The sequence below is a fragment of the Streptomyces clavifer genome (assembly GCF_036345975.1).
Taxonomy (GTDB): domain Bacteria; phylum Actinomycetota; class Actinomycetes; order Streptomycetales; family Streptomycetaceae; genus Streptomyces; species Streptomyces clavifer.
Genome location: NZ_CP107793.1, coordinates 5,500,672 through 5,517,972, shown reverse-complemented (window position 1 = coordinate 5,517,972; position 17,301 = coordinate 5,500,672). Strand labels below are relative to the sequence as shown.

General features: G+C 71.9%; 14 protein-coding genes. 10 read left to right on the top strand and 4 right to left on the bottom strand.

Annotated elements, in window-relative coordinates; all coding sequences use genetic code 11:
* The first annotated feature begins 2 nt into the window (after nt 1-2).
* The gene (locus tag OG927_RS24305; protein ID WP_330320766.1) at nt 3-1,019 is read left to right on the top strand and encodes a hypothetical protein; all 1,017 of its coding nucleotides are present in this window, start codon (nt 3-5) and stop codon (nt 1,017-1,019) included.
* 321 nt (nt 1,020-1,340) lie between these two features.
* Nucleotides 1,341-1,574 carry a DUF397 domain-containing protein gene (locus OG927_RS24300; RefSeq protein ID WP_014048676.1) on the top strand — a complete coding sequence of 78 codons (234 nt, stop codon included), beginning with the start codon at nt 1,341-1,343 and terminating at the stop codon, nt 1,572-1,574.
* A 76-nt stretch (nt 1,575-1,650) separates the two neighbouring features.
* Here OG927_RS24300 and OG927_RS24295 read toward each other — a convergent pair whose 3' ends face one another.
* The 4 genes from OG927_RS24295 to eccB form a co-directional block, all read right to left on the bottom strand.
* Entirely contained in the window at nt 1,651-1,956 is a 306-nt protein-coding gene (locus tag OG927_RS24295; RefSeq protein WP_056792851.1) for a WXG100 family type VII secretion target, read from the bottom strand.
* A gap of 55 nt (nt 1,957-2,011) precedes the next feature.
* Nucleotides 2,012-2,362 carry a hypothetical protein gene (locus OG927_RS24290; RefSeq protein WP_056792850.1) on the bottom strand — a complete coding sequence of 117 codons (351 nt, stop codon included), beginning with the start codon at nt 2,360-2,362 and terminating at the stop codon, nt 2,012-2,014.
* 224 nt (nt 2,363-2,586) lie between these two features.
* On the bottom strand, nt 2,587-3,816 hold the full coding sequence (gene mycP / locus OG927_RS24285) for a type VII secretion-associated serine protease mycosin (protein ID WP_330320765.1): 1,230 nt from the start codon (nt 3,814-3,816) through the stop codon (nt 2,587-2,589).
* A gap of 46 nt (nt 3,817-3,862) precedes the next feature.
* Entirely contained in the window at nt 3,863-5,407 is a 1,545-nt protein-coding gene (gene eccB / locus OG927_RS24280; RefSeq protein ID WP_056792848.1) for a type VII secretion protein EccB, read from the bottom strand.
* Nucleotides 5,408-5,634: 227 nt separating this feature from the next.
* Between eccB and eccE the strand changes: the two genes are divergently transcribed.
* The 8 genes from eccE to OG927_RS24240 all read left to right on the top strand — a co-directional run bounded on the left by eccE (nt 5,635) and on the right by OG927_RS24240 (nt 17,174).
* A complete protein-coding gene (gene eccE / locus OG927_RS24275) occupies nt 5,635-6,975 on the top strand; it encodes a type VII secretion protein EccE (protein WP_372450599.1) in 1,341 nt (446 codons plus the stop codon).
* A complete protein-coding gene (locus OG927_RS24270; RefSeq protein WP_209469635.1) occupies nt 6,975-7,697 on the top strand; it encodes a hypothetical protein in 723 nt (240 codons plus the stop codon). The genes eccE and OG927_RS24270 overlap by 1 nt, the downstream gene beginning before the upstream one ends.
* Before the next feature lie 314 nt (nt 7,698-8,011).
* Nucleotides 8,012-11,023: an SCO5717 family growth-regulating ATPase gene (locus OG927_RS24265; protein ID WP_330320764.1), complete on the top strand. Its 3,012-nt coding sequence runs from the start codon at nt 8,012-8,014 to the stop codon at nt 11,021-11,023.
* A gap of 199 nt (nt 11,024-11,222) precedes the next feature.
* The gene (locus OG927_RS24260; protein ID WP_330320763.1) at nt 11,223-13,094 is read left to right on the top strand and encodes an ABC transporter substrate-binding protein; all 1,872 of its coding nucleotides are present in this window, start codon (nt 11,223-11,225) and stop codon (nt 13,092-13,094) included.
* 3 nt (nt 13,095-13,097) lie between these two features.
* Nucleotides 13,098-14,189 (top strand): ABC transporter permease, encoded by a 1,092-nt coding sequence (locus OG927_RS24255; protein WP_124281047.1) that lies wholly within the window; start codon nt 13,098-13,100, stop codon nt 14,187-14,189.
* Nucleotides 14,186-15,106 carry an ABC transporter permease gene (locus tag OG927_RS24250; RefSeq protein ID WP_124281048.1) on the top strand — a complete coding sequence of 307 codons (921 nt, stop codon included), beginning with the start codon at nt 14,186-14,188 and terminating at the stop codon, nt 15,104-15,106. Before OG927_RS24255 ends, OG927_RS24250 begins: the two co-directional genes overlap by 4 nt.
* Complete coding sequence (locus OG927_RS24245; RefSeq protein ID WP_056792841.1) at nt 15,103-16,161, top strand: ABC transporter ATP-binding protein; 1,059 nt, start codon at nt 15,103-15,105, stop codon at nt 16,159-16,161. Before OG927_RS24250 ends, OG927_RS24245 begins: the two co-directional genes overlap by 4 nt.
* On the top strand, nt 16,158-17,174 hold the full coding sequence (locus tag OG927_RS24240) for an ABC transporter ATP-binding protein (RefSeq protein ID WP_330320762.1): 1,017 nt from the start codon (nt 16,158-16,160) through the stop codon (nt 17,172-17,174). The genes OG927_RS24245 and OG927_RS24240 overlap by 4 nt, the downstream gene beginning before the upstream one ends.
* Nucleotides 17,175-17,301 lie beyond the last annotated feature (127 nt).

Below are 17,301 nucleotides of genomic sequence, written 5' to 3'. Positions count from 1 at the left end.
ACATGACACAGGGCAAGGGTCACCGGGCACTCCGGTGGAAGTGGATCGCTCCGGTACTGGCACTCGGTGTCGTGCTCGCGGCCGTCCACGTGTGGCTGAACACCAACCTCGCCGCCGCGGACGAGGTGTGCGGGGGCCTCGTGTCCACCGCGCGGGCCGACTCCGTGCTGTCCGGGGGCGGCCGTATCTCCGACGGGAACGGCCTGGATGCCCGGCCGGGCGACGAGCTGGAGTTCTCCTGCACCGTCGAGGCCCCGTCCTTCCCGTCCGGGGCCGGAGCGGGGCATATCAGGATCTCGGGGACCCACGAGCGGGGTGACTTCGCTTTCACCGACGGCCGCTGGCCCAGTCCTGCCACGGCGTCCTTCTTCTCCGGACCGGCGACCGGCGGAGTGGGCAAGGACCACGGCTGGGTACTCCTGCCGGCCGACTGCGCGGATACGGCCCCGCGCATCATCGAGGGCTACGCGCCCCAGGGCTCCGACCCCACCGCACTGGCCCGGCTGCTGACCGACGTGGCGAACAGGGCCGCACAACGGGCGGGGTGCGCGACCGACCGGCCGCTCACCGTGCCCGGCGCACTCCAGGCCGCCCCGGCCCCCCGGACGGTCCCGGACGACGCGGTGTGCGGCATCAAGGGCCTGGCCTTCCCCGGATCGGCCGCAGAAAGGGAAACGGCACACCAGACGGTCCAGGAGCGGAACGGCCCCGTCTGGGCCTGCGAAGTGAGCGGGCACGCCACCTTCGTCGTGACGCAGGAACCGCGACTCCTGGAAGCCATCGCCTCCTCCCCCGGTTTCGGGGAACAGCCGGGCCTCGCGGGCCTGCGCGTCTCGGGCTTCGACCAACGGCATGTGGTGGCCGACTGCTCGGGCACACCGACGTACTTCTCGATGGAGCTCGGCCCCGCCTACACAGCCTCCCTGGAATCCCCCGGCACCCCTCCGGCCAAGGCGGTTTTCGCCGACTTCGTCACCTCCGTCGGCAAGAACCACGGCTGCTCCACCACGACGCCGTGATCCGGTGGTGATCCCTGAGGCCCACTCCTGGCGCACACTCGGTACGGCTGCGCCGCCCCCCGGCGGGGCGACGCGGGGTACGCCCATGACCTCTGCGCGATCGGAGATGAAGAGGCACAACGCTGCCGGAGCAGTGCTCGGACCGCCTGCCGGCGAGCGCTCGAGGACCTCTGCGGCTGATGCGACGGCCGCCGCGCGGGCGGAGTCGGCGATCGTCCGGTTCCGGTGACCCCGCGCGCAGGAGCAGGGATAATCAGCAGTCAGGCCGTAAGCACGAATACCCGGTGGTGGGCGCTTCGCCGCCGGAGAGAAAGGCGTCTGATGGGCACTCAGCAGGAGAAGGACGAGCTGTACGCACTCGACATCTCGGGGGTGGAGTGGCTGAGCGCCCCCGGTACCGAGGAGGCCGAGGAGCGGGTCGAGATCGCCCACCTGCCGGGCGGTGCCGTCGCGATGCGGTCCTCCCTGGATCCGGAGACCGTGCTGCGCTACACGGAGGCCGAGTGGCGGGCCTTCGTCCTGGGCGCGCGGGACGGCGAGTTCGACCTGAAGTAGGCGGCCTTCGCCTGCGTGGACGCACGGAAGAGGGGCACGGCCCGGTGGGCGTGCCCCTCTTCCGTGCGTGCGTCGGTCAGTACGCCTCGTCGAACAGGCGCGAGGCCTTGATGTCCGTGGAGCGGTAGCTGTCCTTGCCGTTCTCGATGATCTTCGCCGTCTGCTCGAGACGGTTCTTCATGTGGTCGGCCTTGCCCTTGTACTTCCCCTGGAGGACGACGTACCCGGCGTGGGCGTCACCGTCCCAGGTGTCGGTGACGACCTTCAGGGCGGCGTCCATCTCCTCGAGGTCCTTGATGATGTTGCGCGAGACCACACGGATGCGGTTCGCCATCTCCTGGACGCTCTCGTACTTGACCCGGGTGTTCGGATCTCCGGCCATCTGTCTGCTCCTCCGTGATCAGGCGTGCGGCGTGTGCGTGGGTGGGGCGGTCCGCTCAGTAGTTGTTGAGCCCGGACGTGTTGCCCGAGGACGCCGATTCCTTCACGGCGGCGAAGGCCGCACGGACCTCGTCGTCGTTGGCGTTGCTGAGGTTCTTCGTCTGGCTCACACCGTTGAGGAGCACCTGCAGCAGGCGGCGGATCTCGTCGTGGTCCTCGTTGATCGCGATCTGTGCGGATGTGAACCCGCCGGCGCCGACACCCGTCCAGCCCGCGCTGACGGTGGCGAGGATGTCGGCGAGTTCGCGGGACTGCTTGGAGACCGCCTCGGCGGTCTCGATGACCTTGTTCTTCGCCTGGACGATCGGATCGTCGGCAAGTCCGAAACCGGAACCGGTGTTGCTCATCCGGAAGTCCTATCTCTCAGTTCCCGGGCCTGTCCGCAGGTCGCGGACAGGGGTTCAGTACGGGTTCCAAGAAGCGTCCGGCGGTGTGCGCACACCCCGTGATCGAGCTCGTCCACTTCTCGTTCCCCCGTCACACACGTGAAGTCTGCTACCACCCTAGCCACTTCGTCATCGCCGCCCAACCGGGCTCCGCGGCGAGTAACGCACCTCACCGTCGGACACCGTCAGCGCACTTCGCGCCGTCGCCGGACGTCACGGACGACCGTCGCGGTGCCCGCCACGACGCAGACCAGGACGGCCGCCAGGGCGAGGGCGTAGGTGGCGTACCGCTCGCTGCGTTCCTGCGAGGTCTCGTACATCGCCAGGTGCGCGGGCTCCGGAGCCGGCGCCCTGGGCGGTGCCGGGTCGGGGCGCGCGGCCGCCAGGGGGACGTCGTCCTCGTCCCCGGCGAGTGCGCGTACCGGGTCGACGACGCCCCAGCCGACGAAGGCGTCGTGGCCGTTGACGGAGCGCTCGGCGGTCTGCTCGATACGGGCGACGATCTCCGAGGCCTTCCAGTCGGGGTACTTGGCGACGAGGAGGGCAGCGACACCTGCGACGTACGGAGCGGAGAAGCTGGTCCCGTTGTCGGTGCACTGTCCGTCGCCCGGGACGGTCGAGACGATGTCGACGCCCGGGGCGGCCACGCCCACGAACTCTCCGGCCTGGGAGAAGGCCGCCCGTTCGTTGTTGCGGTCCGAGGAGGCGACGGCGAGGACTCCGGGGAAGGCCGCCGGGTATGTCTTCTTGAACGTGCCGTCCATGCCGTCGTTGCCGGCGGAGGCGACGACGACGATGTCCTTGGCGAGCGCCCTGGCCACGGCCCTGCCCAGCGCGGAGTCCTCGCCGAGCGGTTTGGTGGTGTCCTGGGAGATGTTGATGACCCCGGCCCCCTCGGCGATCGCGTGGTCGATCGCGGTGGCCATGGTGGTGTCCTTGCCGCTGTTCTTCTCGTCGTTCTGCCGGATCGGGATGATCGTGGCCTCGGGGGCGAGCCCGACGAATCCCGTTCCCTTGCGGGGACGGGCCGCGATGATGCCGGCGACCTTGGTGCCGTGGCCGACCTCGTCGGTGGTGACGTCGCTCCTGCCGCCCTTGAGGAGGTTGCGGCCGGCGGAGGTGTCGACGGCCCCGGTGAGCTGCGGATTGGCGATGTCGACGCCGGTGTCGATGACCGCGACCTTCACGCCCTTGCCCTTGGTGTCCTGCCAGAGTTCGTCGAGCAGGACGCGCTGCAGCGGCCAGGGCCGGCCCGCGAACTGCTCCTTCATCGGGAAGGTGCACTCGCCGCTGCCGTCGAGGGCCGGCCGGGCGGTGTCCCGCGGCCCGTCGGCTGCGTACGCGGTGTGCGGTGCAGCCAGTGCCGCCAGTGCGGCGGTGGCCGCCGTCACCGCGGCCGTCTTCCGGTACAACATCTGTTCCTCTCCCCCGGGTCCCGCGTTCGTCCGGATGCCCGCGCCGTCACGAGCCCTGGGGCTGGCGCGCGCTGTTGGTGTCGAGCCGGGGGCCCTTGGCCAGGAAGTCCGACCAGGCGATGGGTACGAGCGCGGGGGTCACCTTCTCGTAGCCGAGCCGGATCTGCGCCTGGCTGGCCTCGGGCCTGCCGTCCTGGGTCTGCTGGTCCCCGGCGCCGATGTCGGAGCGCTCCGCGTCGCTGTCGCCGTTCGCCTGGACCGCGTACCGCAGCCCGGTGTCGGTCACCAGGAAGAGCGAACCGTCGGGGCTCGTCTGCCGGCCCTGCACCTGGGTGTAGAGCAGTCCGCTGCCGGGCGTGACGTAGGTGCTGGTGCCCCCGGCGTTGATCACCGCCGGATAGGCGGTGCCCGCCCAGGTGGACAGCGTCGTCCGGCCCTTGTCGTCGGTCTTGCGCAGCACGCTGCACACGGTGTCCCGACTGCCCGAGGCACCGGCCGAGTTGACCTGTTCCGCCTTGCGGGCGGGCCAGCGGCTCGGCTGGCCGGCGAAGGTCTGCGCGTCCGGCACGAAGTCCTGCAGTCCGACGGCGCGTGCCCCGCCGACGAGGTTCAGCTGCGCGGTCTGCGGGGAGCTGATCAGGAGCCAGGCGGTGAACTCGGAGACCGGCTGGACCTTGCCGTCCAGGACGACGTAGTGGGCGGTGCCCTCGCCGGTCCTGGTCCGCAGGACCATGCCGATCTTGTTCTCCTCGGCGGAGAGCTGTCCATCGATGTGCGCGGGAGCACCGATGGTGCCGGGGATCCGCGGGAAGACGAGCGGACTGCCGTCGTGCAGGGTGGCCAGCCAGTCGTCGGTGACCGCCTGCGGCTGCCTGCTGCCGACGAGGGCGTTGGTCAGGTGGCCGTCGTCGGTCGCGCTCTCGTCGATGCGGTACTTGGTGCCGCTCGCGTCGACGAGGTAGCGGGCCTGGTCCTGTCCCTGGACGTAGAGCACCTGGCCGCCGCTGAGCTGCTGCTCGCCCTCGGTCAGCCCGTTGTCCCGTTCGGCGAAGACGAAGGCCGCCTTCTGCACGGTGTTGCCCTTGCCGCCGGGCTGCTCGCAGACCGCCCAGCGCTTGGCCGTGCCCGCGTCCTTCGCCTCGGGCAGCCGGTCGGGGGCGTACGGGATGCCGAGGATCGGCCCGCGCGGGGGCTTGCCCGCGTCCAGGACGTCGTCGGCTACCTGGACGACGTCGAACTGCTGGGGGTTCAGCAGCAGTCGGGCCGATGCCAGGTTGAGCACGGGGTGGAGCAGCGTCTTCCTGTCCTTGCCCTTGCCCGTGGCGAGTACGACGTAACGGGTGGTGGACTTCTTGCCGACGATCACTTTCGTGCCGGGCTTGTCCCAGTCCTTGGGCGCCGTGGGCTTGAACATCCCCCAGGCGCCGAAGCCCGCCATGATCAGTGCGCCGACGATCAGGCTCGGGACGACGGCACGCAGCGGGCGCGGGGCCCCCTCCTCGGTACCCGTGGGCGAGGGTTGGAGGAATGCGGCCACCGTGCGCTTCTTCGCGAAGGTGTACGCGTTGAGCTCGTCCCGCCGTGATGCCATGAGTGTGTCTGTCTCCCGTGTCTCCCCGCGCGGCCCAGGGGTGTACGCGTCCCCGTCCCCTGTGCCGGACCCCGGATGCCGGACCCTGGTGCCGGACCGGCCCCCTACTATGCCTGCTGATCGTGCGTGCCGAGGGGGCGGGTAGGGTGATCCAGCCGCCGAAGCCCCGGCGGGACAGGGGCGATCGGGTCGAGTTGGGGCCTTATGAACGGGGGAATGCCGGAATGATGGCTTCCGCGACACGGACGCGTCCGGCCGGGAACACGGAGCCGTCCGGGGGGCCCGGGACCGGCCGCCGGGGGGCCTCCCGCAGAGGTTCGCGCACGGCCCCCGACGGCCCTGGCGGCGGCGCCGCTCCGCGGCTGAACGGACGGGCCGGACAGATCGGTTCGTTCCGATTGCAACAACTCGTACTGGTCGAGATCGCGGCCGCGCTGCTGCTGACCGCGTGGGTGATCGAGCCGCTGCTCCTGGTGCCCGCCGGTGCGGTCGCCGTGGTGCTGGTGCTGCTCGCCGTCGTCCGCAGGCACCGCCGGTCGCTGCCGGAGTGGCTGAGCACCGTCCTCGCGCTGCGCGCCCGCAGCCGCAGGGCCGCCTCCCTGGTCCTGCCGGCGGGCACGGAGCCGGGTCTGGCCCCGGCCGTGGAGTGCGAACCGGCCCTGCGCACCTACTCGTTCAGCGACCGCGACCGGCGCCCGGTCGGGATGATCGGTGACGGCACCTACCTGTCGGCCGTCGTCCAGGTCGAGTCGCACGGCACCGCGCTCCGCCCGGACCGCTCGGCACGGCCACTGCCCCTGACACTCGTACGGGACGTACTGGAGGTCGACGGGATCCGGCTGGAGTCGGCGCAGATCGTGCAGCACACCCAGCCCGCTCCCGCTCCGCACCTGCCGCCGCAGTCGGTGGCGGCGCGGAACTACGCACCGCTGCAGGCACAGACGGGTTCGCCCGCGCTCCGGGTCACCTGGATCGCGCTGAAGCTGGACCCGGAGCTCTGCCCGGAGGCGGTGGCGGCGCGCGGCGGCGGGATCGACGGGGCGCAGAAGTGCGCCGTACGCGCGGCGGACCAGCTGGCCAGCCGGCTGACGGGAGCCGGGTTCCGCGCGACCGTGCTCACCGAGGAGGAGCTGATCTCGGCGGTCGCGACCTCGGCGTGCGTCAGCCCGTCGGCCATGGCGCAGGCGGGCCGGGCGGAGACGCCGGGCCGCCGCACCGAGGAGTCCTCGCGCACCTGGCGCTGTGACGACCGATGGCACACCAGCTACTGGGTGAGCCGCTGGCCGAACCTGGGCGGCGGCGGAGCGTCGATGCCGCAGCTCGTCGCCCTGCTGACGTCGATCCCGGCTCTCGCCACGACGTTCAGCCTGACGCTGGGGCACGGCGACCGCTCGGCCGTCTCGGTCACGGGGCACGTCCGTATCACCGGGCGGAGCGACGAGGAACTCCTCGCCGCCCGCCATGAACTGGAGCGCACCGCACGCGGCGTCAAGGCGTCGCTGGTGCGGCTGGACCGCGAGCAGCTGCCCGGTGTGCTCGCCACGCTGCCGCTCGGGGGTACCCGCTGATGTCCGCCACCACGAGCGCCCGGTCCCGGCTGGGTTTCGGACTGATCGGTCCGCGCCGCGGCCGGCACACGGTCTCCCTCGACGAACTGGCCTCACTGGCACTGCCCGTCGGCGACGACGGCACGGTCATCGGCGTGGACGCGGAGGGGCGCCCCGCGGTGCTGGGCATCAACCGGCCCACTCCGTACGAGGTCACGCTGATCGGCGGGCTGTGGACCGCGCAGGTCCTGGCGCTGCGGGCGGCGGCGACCGGAGCCCGGATCGCTGTGGAGACGGGGCGTTCGCAGGCCTGGACCGCTCTCGCGCAGGCGGCGGGCGGTGGTCAGCCGTGCATCTCGCTGCACGACGTGGGGCGGGTACCGCCGCAGGGCGCTTCCGCCGGGTCCCCGGTGGTCGTCGTGCGTGACTGCGGCATGCGGCCGCCGCGGGGCCGCGTGGTGGCAGGGCCCTGGCAGTCCGTCGTCACCCTGCTGCCGTACCTGAGCCCGGTGGCGCCGCGCCTGATGGACAAGTCGTCACTCGTCGGCGTCCAGCGGGTCTCACCCGACGAGGCTGCGCAGATCGGCCGGATCATGAATCTGCCGCCCGCCGAGACGCAGGCGCTGTCCACCCTGGCCGACGGCGTCACGCTGTGGTGCACGGACCGGGACCGGCAGTTCGTGATGACCCGGGCCACCGATGCCGAGTCCGGGCTGCTGGGCAGCGCGCGCCGGATGGACTGAGCGTCCCTGCGGGGCGGTTCGTGACCAACGGGCCGCATTCCGTCGGCAGATGTACGGATTCGACCGCTTCGACCTGCCCGCTCCTTCACAGTTGGTTCACTTGTGGGCGGTGCGTGACCTACTGGACAGTTCTCCCGTGCGATACGGCCTGCCGTAGCTCGCCCCATGGCGATTAGGGTGGGTGCGGGCGCGGCAGAGGAACCTGCGGACAGGCACTGCGCGTCGCAAGGGGGAGAGCCGGGCGGACCGGACAACGGGAACGGTCGCCCCCACCCACCACGGCACAAGGGTGCTCGACCACACCAGGAGGCAAAGTGAACGGCGATCGGGACGAGATCCGCGGGGGATGGAACACGCCCGTCGACGAGTCGTCCGACGCGGAGCCCGCAGAGATGACGGGTGAGTTCACCATCGACTACACCCCGCCCGCCTGGTACACGCAGAACGCGTCGGGGGACTCGTCGGGCGGGGCGGGGTCGCATCTGGCGCCGCCCCCGCCGCCGCACGGAGCTCCTCTGCCGGGGCTGCCCTCCGGGGGTGGATTCGAGTCGAACTGGTCGCCGGCTCCGCCCGTGCCGTCCGATTCCACGCCGCCCGCGCCGCCTGCGCCGACCGCGCCCTACGAGCCGCCGGCACCGTCCGTACCGTCGTCCGAAGGTGGGGCGGTGGCTCCGGCGTCCGCTTCGACTCCGGCTTCGGCGCCCGCGTCGGGTTCGGCTTCGGCTACGGCGGGTTCCGAGGGAACGGCTGCCGGGAGCGGCGCGCCGGATCCGTTCGGCGGCGGTGACCTGGAGAGCGGCGCCACGATGCGGTTCTCCCCTGCCGCGCTGAAGCGGGAGATCGCGGAGCGCGAGGCTCCGGCCGGGACCGAGGCCGGAGTGCCCGCCGCGTCCGGTGGCGGCACCCCCGCGCCCGAGGCGGACGCCGATTCCGCGGACGAGTCCGAGCACGCCGGCACGGGCCCCTCCGTTCCGGTGAACGAGGAGTCCGGCGGATCCGAGGAGAGTACGGAAGCGGATGCCTCCGTGCCGGCTCCCGAGCCGGACACGGACTCCGTGCGGGCGGCCGACGAGGCACCGGGGACGGCAGCCGCCGAGGCCGCCGGGCCCGCGGACCTCGTCACGGACGCGGTCCCCTCGGCCACGCCTCCGGCCGACACCCCCCAGGACGCCGCGCCGCCGAACGCACCTGCGGCGTGGTCGCCCGCGCCGCCCGCGCAGGGAGCCCTCCCGCCGCTGCCGCCCGCCTTCCAGCCGGCCGCACCGCAGGCCGGGACGCCCCAGCCGGCACCGCAGTGGCCCGCGCAGCAGACGCCCCCGACCGCTCCCGCACCTCCGGCGGTGCCTCAGCAGCCGGTTCAGCCGCACGTGCCCGCGCCGCAGGGCGGTTACGGGTTCCCGCAGGCGCCGCAGCAGCAGTTCCCGGGGCAGGGCGCGCCGCAGCTGCCCCCGGTTCCGGCCCCGGTCTCGGCGCAGCCTCCGGCCCTGCCCGGTTACGGGTTCCCGCCCCACGCACCGGTGCAAGGTGCGCCTCAGCCGCCCCCCGCTCAGCCGCAGGCTCAGCCCCAGCCCGGCTACGGGTTCCCGCCGCAGCCCGGTTACGGATTTCCGCCGCAGGCCCCGCAGGCGGCCCCGCCCCTCCCCGCCCAGGGCGCTCCCCTGCCCGCGCAGATCCCGCAGCAGCCGGCCCCGGCCACGCCCAACCTGCCCGCTCCGGCCTCCCCCCAGCAGCAACCGCACCAGCCCCCGGCGCACCAGACGCAGCAGCCCGGCCCTCAGGCCCCTCCCGTCGATCCGCGAGCGGGAGCCGCCTGGCCCACTCCGGTCACCCACGACCAGCGCGAGCGCTCCGTACCGGGCGCTCCGCTCGGTTACACGGCCGCGGTCGAGCTCTCCTCCGACCGGCTGGTCCGGGGCAAGCAGAAGGCGAAGAGCAGCCGCAACCCGTCCGGTGCCTCCCGCTTCAAGCTGGGTGGCAAGAAGGAGGAGATCGAGCGGCAGCGCAAGCTGGACCTGATCCGCACTCCGGTGCTGTCCTGCTACCGGATCGCCGTCATCAGCCTCAAGGGCGGCGTCGGCAAGACCACGACGACCACCGCGCTCGGCTCGACCCTGGCCACCGAGCGGCAGGACAAGATCCTCGCCATCGACGCCAACCCGGACGCCGGCACGCTCGGCCGCCGGGTGCGCCGCGAGACCGGGGCCACCATCCGCGACCTGGTACAGGCGATCCCGTACCTCAACTCGTACATGGACATCCGCCGCTTCACCTCGCAGGCACCCTCCGGTCTGGAGATCATCGCCAACGACGTGGACCCGGCGGTGTCCACCGCCTTCAACGACGAGGACTACCGCCGGGCGATCGACGTGCTGGGCAAGCAGTACCCGATCATCCTCACCGACTCGGGCACCGGCCTGCTCTACAGTGCGATGCGCGGCGTACTGGACCTCGCCGATCAGCTGATCATCATCTCGACGCCCTCCGTCGACGGCGCGTCCAGCGCGTCCACCACGCTGGACTGGCTGTCGGCGCACGGGTACGCGGACCTGGTGCAGCGCTCGCTCACCGTCATCTCCGGAGTCCGCGAGACCGGCAAGATGATCAAGGTGGACGACATCGTCCAGCACTTCGAGACGCGTTGCCGCGGTGTGGTGGTCGTGCCGTTCGACGAGCACCTGTCGGCGGGTGCCGAGGTCGACCTCGACATGATGCGCCCGAAGACGCGGGAGGCGTACTTCAACCTCTCCGCGCTCGTCGCCGAGGACTTCCAGCGGGCCCAGCAGCAGCAGGGACTGTGGACGGCGGAGGGCAGCAACCCGCCGCCGCAGTTCGCCCCGCCGATGCCCGGACAGCAGCAGTACGCACCCCCGCAGCAGCCCGGCCAGCCGTACCCCGGGCAGCCGTATCCCGGACAGCAGCAGCCCGGGCAGCCCTACCCCGGACAGCCGCAGCCCGGACAGCCCTACCCCGGACAGCCGCAGCACCCGTATCCGCCCCAGCAGCACCCCCAACAGCCGTATCCGCAGCAGCCGTACGGAGGACAATCTCCGTACGGGGGACAGCAGCCCTACGGCGGGCAGCAGCAGGCCGCCGCACCGCAGCAGCCGTATCCGCCGCACCCCGGGCCGGGGGTGCAGCAGAACGGCCCGCAGCACTCACCGCCTTCCCAGGCGCCTTCGGGCGTGAACCCGGCCGGACCGCCTCCGGGGTCCGCGCAGACCGATGGCCAGGCACATCAGCCGGGACAGCCCGGGCTGCAGGGCCCTGTTCCGCCGGCGGGCCGGCAGCAGTACCCCCCGCAGCCACCGCCGGCGCCTCACCAGTAGGGCAGTAGAGGTCTCGACCAATGAGGGCCCGCACCGTATCCACGGTGCGGGCCCTCATCGCATTCCCGCAGCCCACACGCGGTTTGACCGACCGTTGACTTGCCTCGACCGGCGCTGGTAGAACCTCGCTTCACCAGCTGGCGAACCAGAGATCTGCCCCGCCTCCACCGTGCGAGTCAAGACGCGAGGTCTACGTCCTATGGTCACAAGCTTCCCCCCACGCTCCCCCCGTCCGCCGGGACGCGCGCGCCTCGTCCTGGCTTCCGGAGCGGCCGCCCTGGCGCTGGCCGCCGGATCGGTGGTCCCCGGCAACCCGTTCGGCCCCGCCCCGCGGGAGGCGCAGGCCGCCGACGGCGGGTCGACCCTCACGGTCGCCGTCGCGCAGAGCGTCGACTCCCTGAGCCCGTTCCTCGCGCAGCGGCTGCTGTCCACGAGCATCCACCGGCTGATGTACGACTACCTCACCAACTACGACGCGAAGGACAGCCGCACGATCCCCGGGCTCGCCACCGAGTGGGAGACCTCCGCCGACAAGCTGACGTGGACGTACACCATCCGGGGCGACTCGAGGTGGTCGGACGGCGAGAAGGCGACCGCTGAGGACGCGGCCTGGACCTTCAACAAGATGATGACCGACGAGGGCGCCGCCACCTCGAACGGAAGCTTCGTCGGCAACTTCAAGAAGGTGACCGCGGCCGGTCCGGACAAGCTGGTCATAGAGCTGAAGCAGCCCCAGGCCACGATGACGGCGCTGGACGTGCCCATCGTCCCCAAGCACGTCTGGGAGAAGGTCGGCGACTTCTCGAAGTTCAACAACGACACGAAGTTCCCGGTCGTCGGCAACGGACCGTTCATCCTGACGGACTACAAGGTCGACAGCTATGTGAAGCTGAAGGCCAACAAGGACTTCTGGCGCGGCGCGCCCCAGTTCGACGAGCTCGTCTTCCGGTACTACAAAGACCAGGACGCGGCCGTGGCCGCCCTCCGGAAGGGTGAGGTCTCCTTCGTCGCCGGCAGCCCGAGCCTGACCCCCGCGCAGGCCGCCTCGCTGAAGACCGCCGACCACGTCAAGGTGAACGACGCCCCCGGCCGGCGCTTCTACGCGCTGGCCGCCAACCCCGGCGCGCGGACCAGGGACGGCGAGAAGTTCGGCAACGGGCACCCCGCGCTGCTGGACCAGAAGGTCCGTCGAGCACTCTTCATGGCCGTCGACCGTACGACCATCATCGACAAGGTCTTCCGGGGCCACGCCGTGGAGGGCGAGGGCTACATCCCGCCCCGCTACGACTCGTACTTCTGGAAGCCGGCGGCCGGACAGAAGCTCGGCCACGACCCGGCGAAGGCAGGCGCCCTCCTCGACCGGGCGGGGTACAGGAAGAACAGCGCGGGCAAGCGGGTGGGCAAGGACGGCAGGCCGCTCGACCTGCGCATCCTGTGCCACGCCACGGACCCGAACGACAAGGCGGTCGGCAAGTACCTCCAGGAGTGGTGGGGCGACCTCGGCGTCGGTCTGGAGGTCGACTGCCGCGACAACGTCTCGGACCCCTGGTACGCGGGTGAGTACGACCTGGCCTTCGACGGCTGGTCCGTCAACCCGGACCCCGACTTCGTCATGTCGATCCACACCTGCGCGGCGCTCCCCGCCAGGGCGAAGGAGTCGGCGGCGACCGACAACTTCATCTGCGACGAGCAGTACGACGACCTCTACGCGAAGCAGTTGGCGGAGTACGACCCCGCCAAACGGGCTGACCTCGTCAAGCAGATGGAGTCGAGGCTGTACGACACGGGATACATGAACGTCATGGCGTACCCGAATGCCGTCGAGGCCTACCGCACCGACCAGATCGAGTCGATCACGACCATGCCCTCGGACGCGGGCAACATCTTCGGCCAGGACGGCTACTGGAGCTGGTGGTCGGCGGTCCCGGCCGCCGGCGCGTCGGACGGCTCGTCCGACGGCGGCGGCTCCACCGGAGTCCTCGTCGGCGCCGGAATCGCCGTAGTCGTCCTCGCCGGTGGCGGGCTGCTGTTCGCCATGCGTCGCCGTTCCACCGCGGAAGACCGTGAATAGTCCATGAGTACAGACAGCACTCCCGCGCTCCTGAAGGGCGCGGCGGGCGCGGACGCGGTGGGGGCCGACGGCCCGGCTCCGGCCGGGCCGTCGGCCCGCGGTCCACGCACCCGCAGCACGACCGCGTACCTCCGCCATGTGGCGGGCAAGCTGGCCGGTGCCGCCGTCTCACTGTTCGCCGTGCTCGTCACCAGCTTCTTCCTCTTCCGCCTGATTCCCGGCGACCCGGTCAAGCAGATGACCGGCGGCCGGCAGGTCTCCACCGAGCAGATCGTCGCGATGCGCCGGGAGTTCGGCCTGGACCTGCCGCTCTGGCAGCAGTTCACCGAGTACTGCGGCAAGGCCCTGACCGGGGACTTCGGTACGTCGTACCAGTTCCGCGCCCCGGTCATGGACAAGATCTCCGAGGCGCTGCCCGCGACACTGCTGCTCACCGGTACCGCCTTCGTGATCTACACGGTGATCGGCATCTGGCTGGGTGCCCGGTCGGCCTGGCGCAACGGCAGGGCCGGTGACCGCTTCCACACGGCCTTCGCCCTGACGCTGTACTCGGTGCCGTCGTTCTGGCTCGGCCTCCTGCTGATCGTCACCCTGTCGGTGGGTGTCGGCCCGATCCCCGGTCTCTTCCCGACGGGCGGTATGGAATCGGGCAACTCGAGCGGCTTCGGCCACGTCCTCGACGTGGCCCACCACCTGGTGCTGCCGGTCGTCACCCTCGTCGCCGTGGAATACGCGCGGACGCTTCTGGTGATGCGCTCCTCGCTGCTCGACGAGATGGGCAGCGACTATCTGACGACGGCACGGGCGAAGGGACTGCGTGACGACCTCGTACGCCGTCGTCACGCCGTGCCGAACGCGATGCTGCCGACGGTGACCCTGCTCTTCGTCAACCTGGGCAACACGGTGGCGGGGGCGATCCTGGTGGAGACGGTGTTCTCCTGGCCCGGCCTCGGCGGGCTGTTCTACCAAGCGCTGAGCGTGCCCGATCTGCCGTTGGTGCAGGCCCTGTTCTTCGTCTTCGCCGCAGCGGTGATCCTGATGAACACGCTCGCCGATGTGATCTATCCGCTCCTCGATCCCCGGGTGGGCCGATGACGACCACGACCGACGCGGCACCGGCAGCCGGCCCGCGCGCCCTCGCCCGGGCCCGCAGGCGACAGGCCGCCGCCCGCTTCCGACGCCAGTACCGCAGCCACCGGGCCGGTCTCGCCGGCCTCGCCGTGCTCGCCCTGATCGCGCTGACCGCACTGTTCGCCCCCCTGCTCGTGGGCGAGGGCTCGCGGAGCGTCACCGACGCCCCCGGCGGCCCGCTGGAAGCGCCGAGCGCGCAGTTCCCCCTCGGCACCGACCAGTTCGGCCGCAGTCTGCTGGCCCTGATGGTGTGGGGGACGCGGGTCTCGCTGACCGTCGGCCTGCTCGCGGCTTTCCTCTCGGTGGCCATCGGCACGCTGGTGGGCATCACGGCCGGCCACTTCAAGGGCTGGTACGGCAACATCGTCATGCGGATCACCGACTGGTTCCTGGTCATGCCGACCCTGGTCCTGGCCATCGCGCTGGCCACCGTGCTCTCGCGGTCGGTCTGGACGACGATCCTCGCCATCGGCGTGACGACGTGGCCGACGACCGCGCGACTGGTCCGCGCGCAGACACTGTCCGTCGAGTCACGTCCGTACATCGAGCGCTCCAGGGCACTCGGCGGGGGCCACGGCCACATCATGTCCCGTCATGTGCTGCCCAACGTGATGCCGCTGGTGCTCGCGCAGACCACGCTGGTGATCTCGACCGCCATCCTCACCGAGGCGACCCTCGCCTTCCTCGGACTGGGCGATCCCACGATCATCTCCTGGGGCGGGCTGCTCCAGGACGCCCGTGAGGCCGGCGCCGTCAGCTCCGGCAACTGGTGGTACCTCGCTCCGCCCGGACTCGCCATCGCGGCCGTCGCCCTCGCGTTCACGCTGTGCGGCCGCACCGTCGAGTCCGTGCTCAACCCCAAGCTGGGGGTGTCCCGTTGACCGCGGTGAAGACAGAGACCATGACGGAACCGGAGGTCCGGCAGCCGCTGCTCGTCGTCCGCGACCTCCATGTCACGTACGGCACGGGGGCCTCCGCCGTCCCTGCCGTGCGGGGCGTCGACCTGCGGGTCGAGGCCGGCCGGAAGCTCGGCATCGCCGGGGAGTCCGGCTGCGGGAAGTCGACGCTGGCGCTCGCCCTGCTGCGGCTGCTGCCCCCGACCGCGACCCTCAGCGGCGAGATCCTGCTGGACGGCGAGGACGTCCTCACCATGAAGTGGGGCCGGCTGCGCGCCGTGCGCTGGGCGGGGGCGTCGATCGTCTTCCAGGGCGCGATGCACTCGCTGAACGCCGTGCACCGGATCGGGGACCAGATCGCCGAGCCGATCCTGCTGCACGGGAAGGCCGCCCCGGCCGCCGCGCACAGGCGGGCCGGCGAGCTGCTGGAGCAGGTGGGACTGCCCGCCGCGCGTGCGGACGCCTATCCCCACGAGCTGTCCGGCGGGCAGCGCCAGCGCGTGATGATCGCCATGGCGCTGGCCTGCGATCCGAGGCTGATCATCGCCGACGAGCCGACCACCGCACTCGATGTGATGATCCAGGCGCAGATCCTGCGGCTGATCGAACAGCTCGTGGCGGACCAGGACCTCGGTCTGATCATGATCAGCCACGACCTGGCGGTGCTCTCCGACACCTGCGACCGGCTGTCGGTGATGTACGCGGGGCGGGTCGTCGAGGAGGGGCCCGCCAAGCAGGTGTACGAGGACGCCCGGCACCCCTACGGCAACGCGCTGTCGGCCGCCTTCCCCCGGATCGGCGACCTCTCGTCCCGGCACGCGCCGCGCGGTCTGCCGGGCGACCCTCCGGACCCGTCCGCCCTGCCGTCCGGCTGTACGTTCCATCCGCGCTGCCCGGTGGCACTGGACTCCTGCGCCACCGAGGACCAGGAACTGCGGGCCGCCGGCCAGGACCGGCGGGCGGCCTGCGTGCTGGTGGACCCGGACGCCGTCACGGCGTCCCGGCCGCATGACGGCGACACGGTGAGGAGCACCTCATGACCGCCATTCCCCCCGCTCCCCTGCTCAGCGCGGAGGCCCTGCGGGTCGCCTTCCCCGGCCGGCGCGGGGCGGCGACGGCGCATGCCGTCGACGGCGTCGACCTCGACATCGGGCCGGGCGAGATCGTCGCCCTGGTCGGCGAGTCGGGCTGCGGGAAGACGACACTGGCCCGCTCCCTGCTGGGCCTGGTGCCGCCCACGTCCGGCCGGGTCACGTTCGGCGGCAAGCCGCTCGACTACGCGGGCCGGGCGCTCAGGGCGTACCGCAAGCGGGTGCAGCTGGTGCTCCAGGACCCCAGCGGCTCCCTCAACCCCCGGCACACGGTCTACGACGCGGTGGCGGAGGGCCTGCGCATCCACGGGTACGCGGGCGACGAGCGGGCCGCGGTGGCGGGCGCGCTGGCACGGGCGGGGCTGCGTCCGCCGGAACGCTTCCTCCTGCGGTATCCGCACGAGCTGTCCGGCGGCCAGCGTCAGCGCGTCGTGATCGCGGGCGCACTGGTCCTGGAGCCGGAGCTCATCGTCGCGGACGAGCCGGTGGCGTCCCTGGACGCGTCGGTGCGCGGCGAGATCCTGGCCCTGCTGCTGCGGCTGCGCGACGAGCTGGGCCTGTCGGCGCTGGTCGTCACGCACGACCTGGGTCTGGCCTGGAACATCGCGGACCGGGTGGCGGTGATGTATCTGGGCCGGATCGTCGAGACGGGCGATGTGGAGCAGATCCTCACGGCGCCCCGGCACCCGTACACACAGGCCCTGCTGTCCGTGCTGCCGGAGGCGTCCGGCGAACCGGTGATCCTGACCGGGGAACCGCCGGACCCTTCGAAGGTGCCGTCGGGCTGCCGCTTCCACGTCCGGTGCCAGGTCCTCGCCTCGGGCGAGGCGGAGCGCGCGGGGGTCGCGGACGCGTGCCGCACGAAGGAGCTGCCGGTGCTGGAGGGCGGGAGCCGGACCCAGGTGGCCTGCCACTGGGCAGCGGCGGAGGCGATGGCCGAACCGGACCCGGCCGTCGGCTGAGGCCGGCACCCGCCCGAGCCTGCCCGTCGCGGCCGGGCCACGCCGGCCGCCCGACCGGCAGCCCGCCTGCCCGTAGTGGCCGGGCCACGCCCGCCCGCCGAGCCCGGCCGGTCGCTCGGCCCGGCCA

Bases quoted from the DNA above. Each gene is read 5' to 3' on its own strand.
- OG927_RS24250 (WP_124281048.1), top strand. From the start codon at position 14,186: ATGACGACCACGACCGACGCGGCACCGGCAGCCGGCCCGCGCGCCCTC.
- eccB (WP_056792848.1), bottom strand. From the start codon at position 5,407: ATGGCATCACGGCGGGACGAGCTCAACGCGTACACCTTCGCGAAGAAG.
- mycP (WP_330320765.1), bottom strand. From the start codon at position 3,816: ATGTTGTACCGGAAGACGGCCGCGGTGACGGCGGCCACCGCCGCACTG.
- eccE (WP_372450599.1), top strand. From the start codon at position 5,635: ATGGCTTCCGCGACACGGACGCGTCCGGCCGGGAACACGGAGCCGTCC.
- OG927_RS24270 (WP_209469635.1), top strand. From the start codon at position 6,975: ATGTCCGCCACCACGAGCGCCCGGTCCCGGCTGGGTTTCGGACTGATC.
- OG927_RS24305 (WP_330320766.1), top strand. From the start codon at position 3: ATGACACAGGGCAAGGGTCACCGGGCACTCCGGTGGAAGTGGATCGCT.
- OG927_RS24240 (WP_330320762.1), top strand. From the start codon at position 16,158: ATGACCGCCATTCCCCCCGCTCCCCTGCTCAGCGCGGAGGCCCTGCGG.
- OG927_RS24290 (WP_056792850.1), bottom strand. From the start codon at position 2,362: ATGAGCAACACCGGTTCCGGTTTCGGACTTGCCGACGATCCGATCGTC.
- OG927_RS24295 (WP_056792851.1), bottom strand. From the start codon at position 1,956: ATGGCCGGAGATCCGAACACCCGGGTCAAGTACGAGAGCGTCCAGGAG.
- OG927_RS24300 (WP_014048676.1), top strand. From the start codon at position 1,341: ATGGGCACTCAGCAGGAGAAGGACGAGCTGTACGCACTCGACATCTCG.
- OG927_RS24255 (WP_124281047.1), top strand. From the start codon at position 13,098: ATGAGTACAGACAGCACTCCCGCGCTCCTGAAGGGCGCGGCGGGCGCG.
- OG927_RS24260 (WP_330320763.1), top strand. From the start codon at position 11,223: ATGGTCACAAGCTTCCCCCCACGCTCCCCCCGTCCGCCGGGACGCGCG.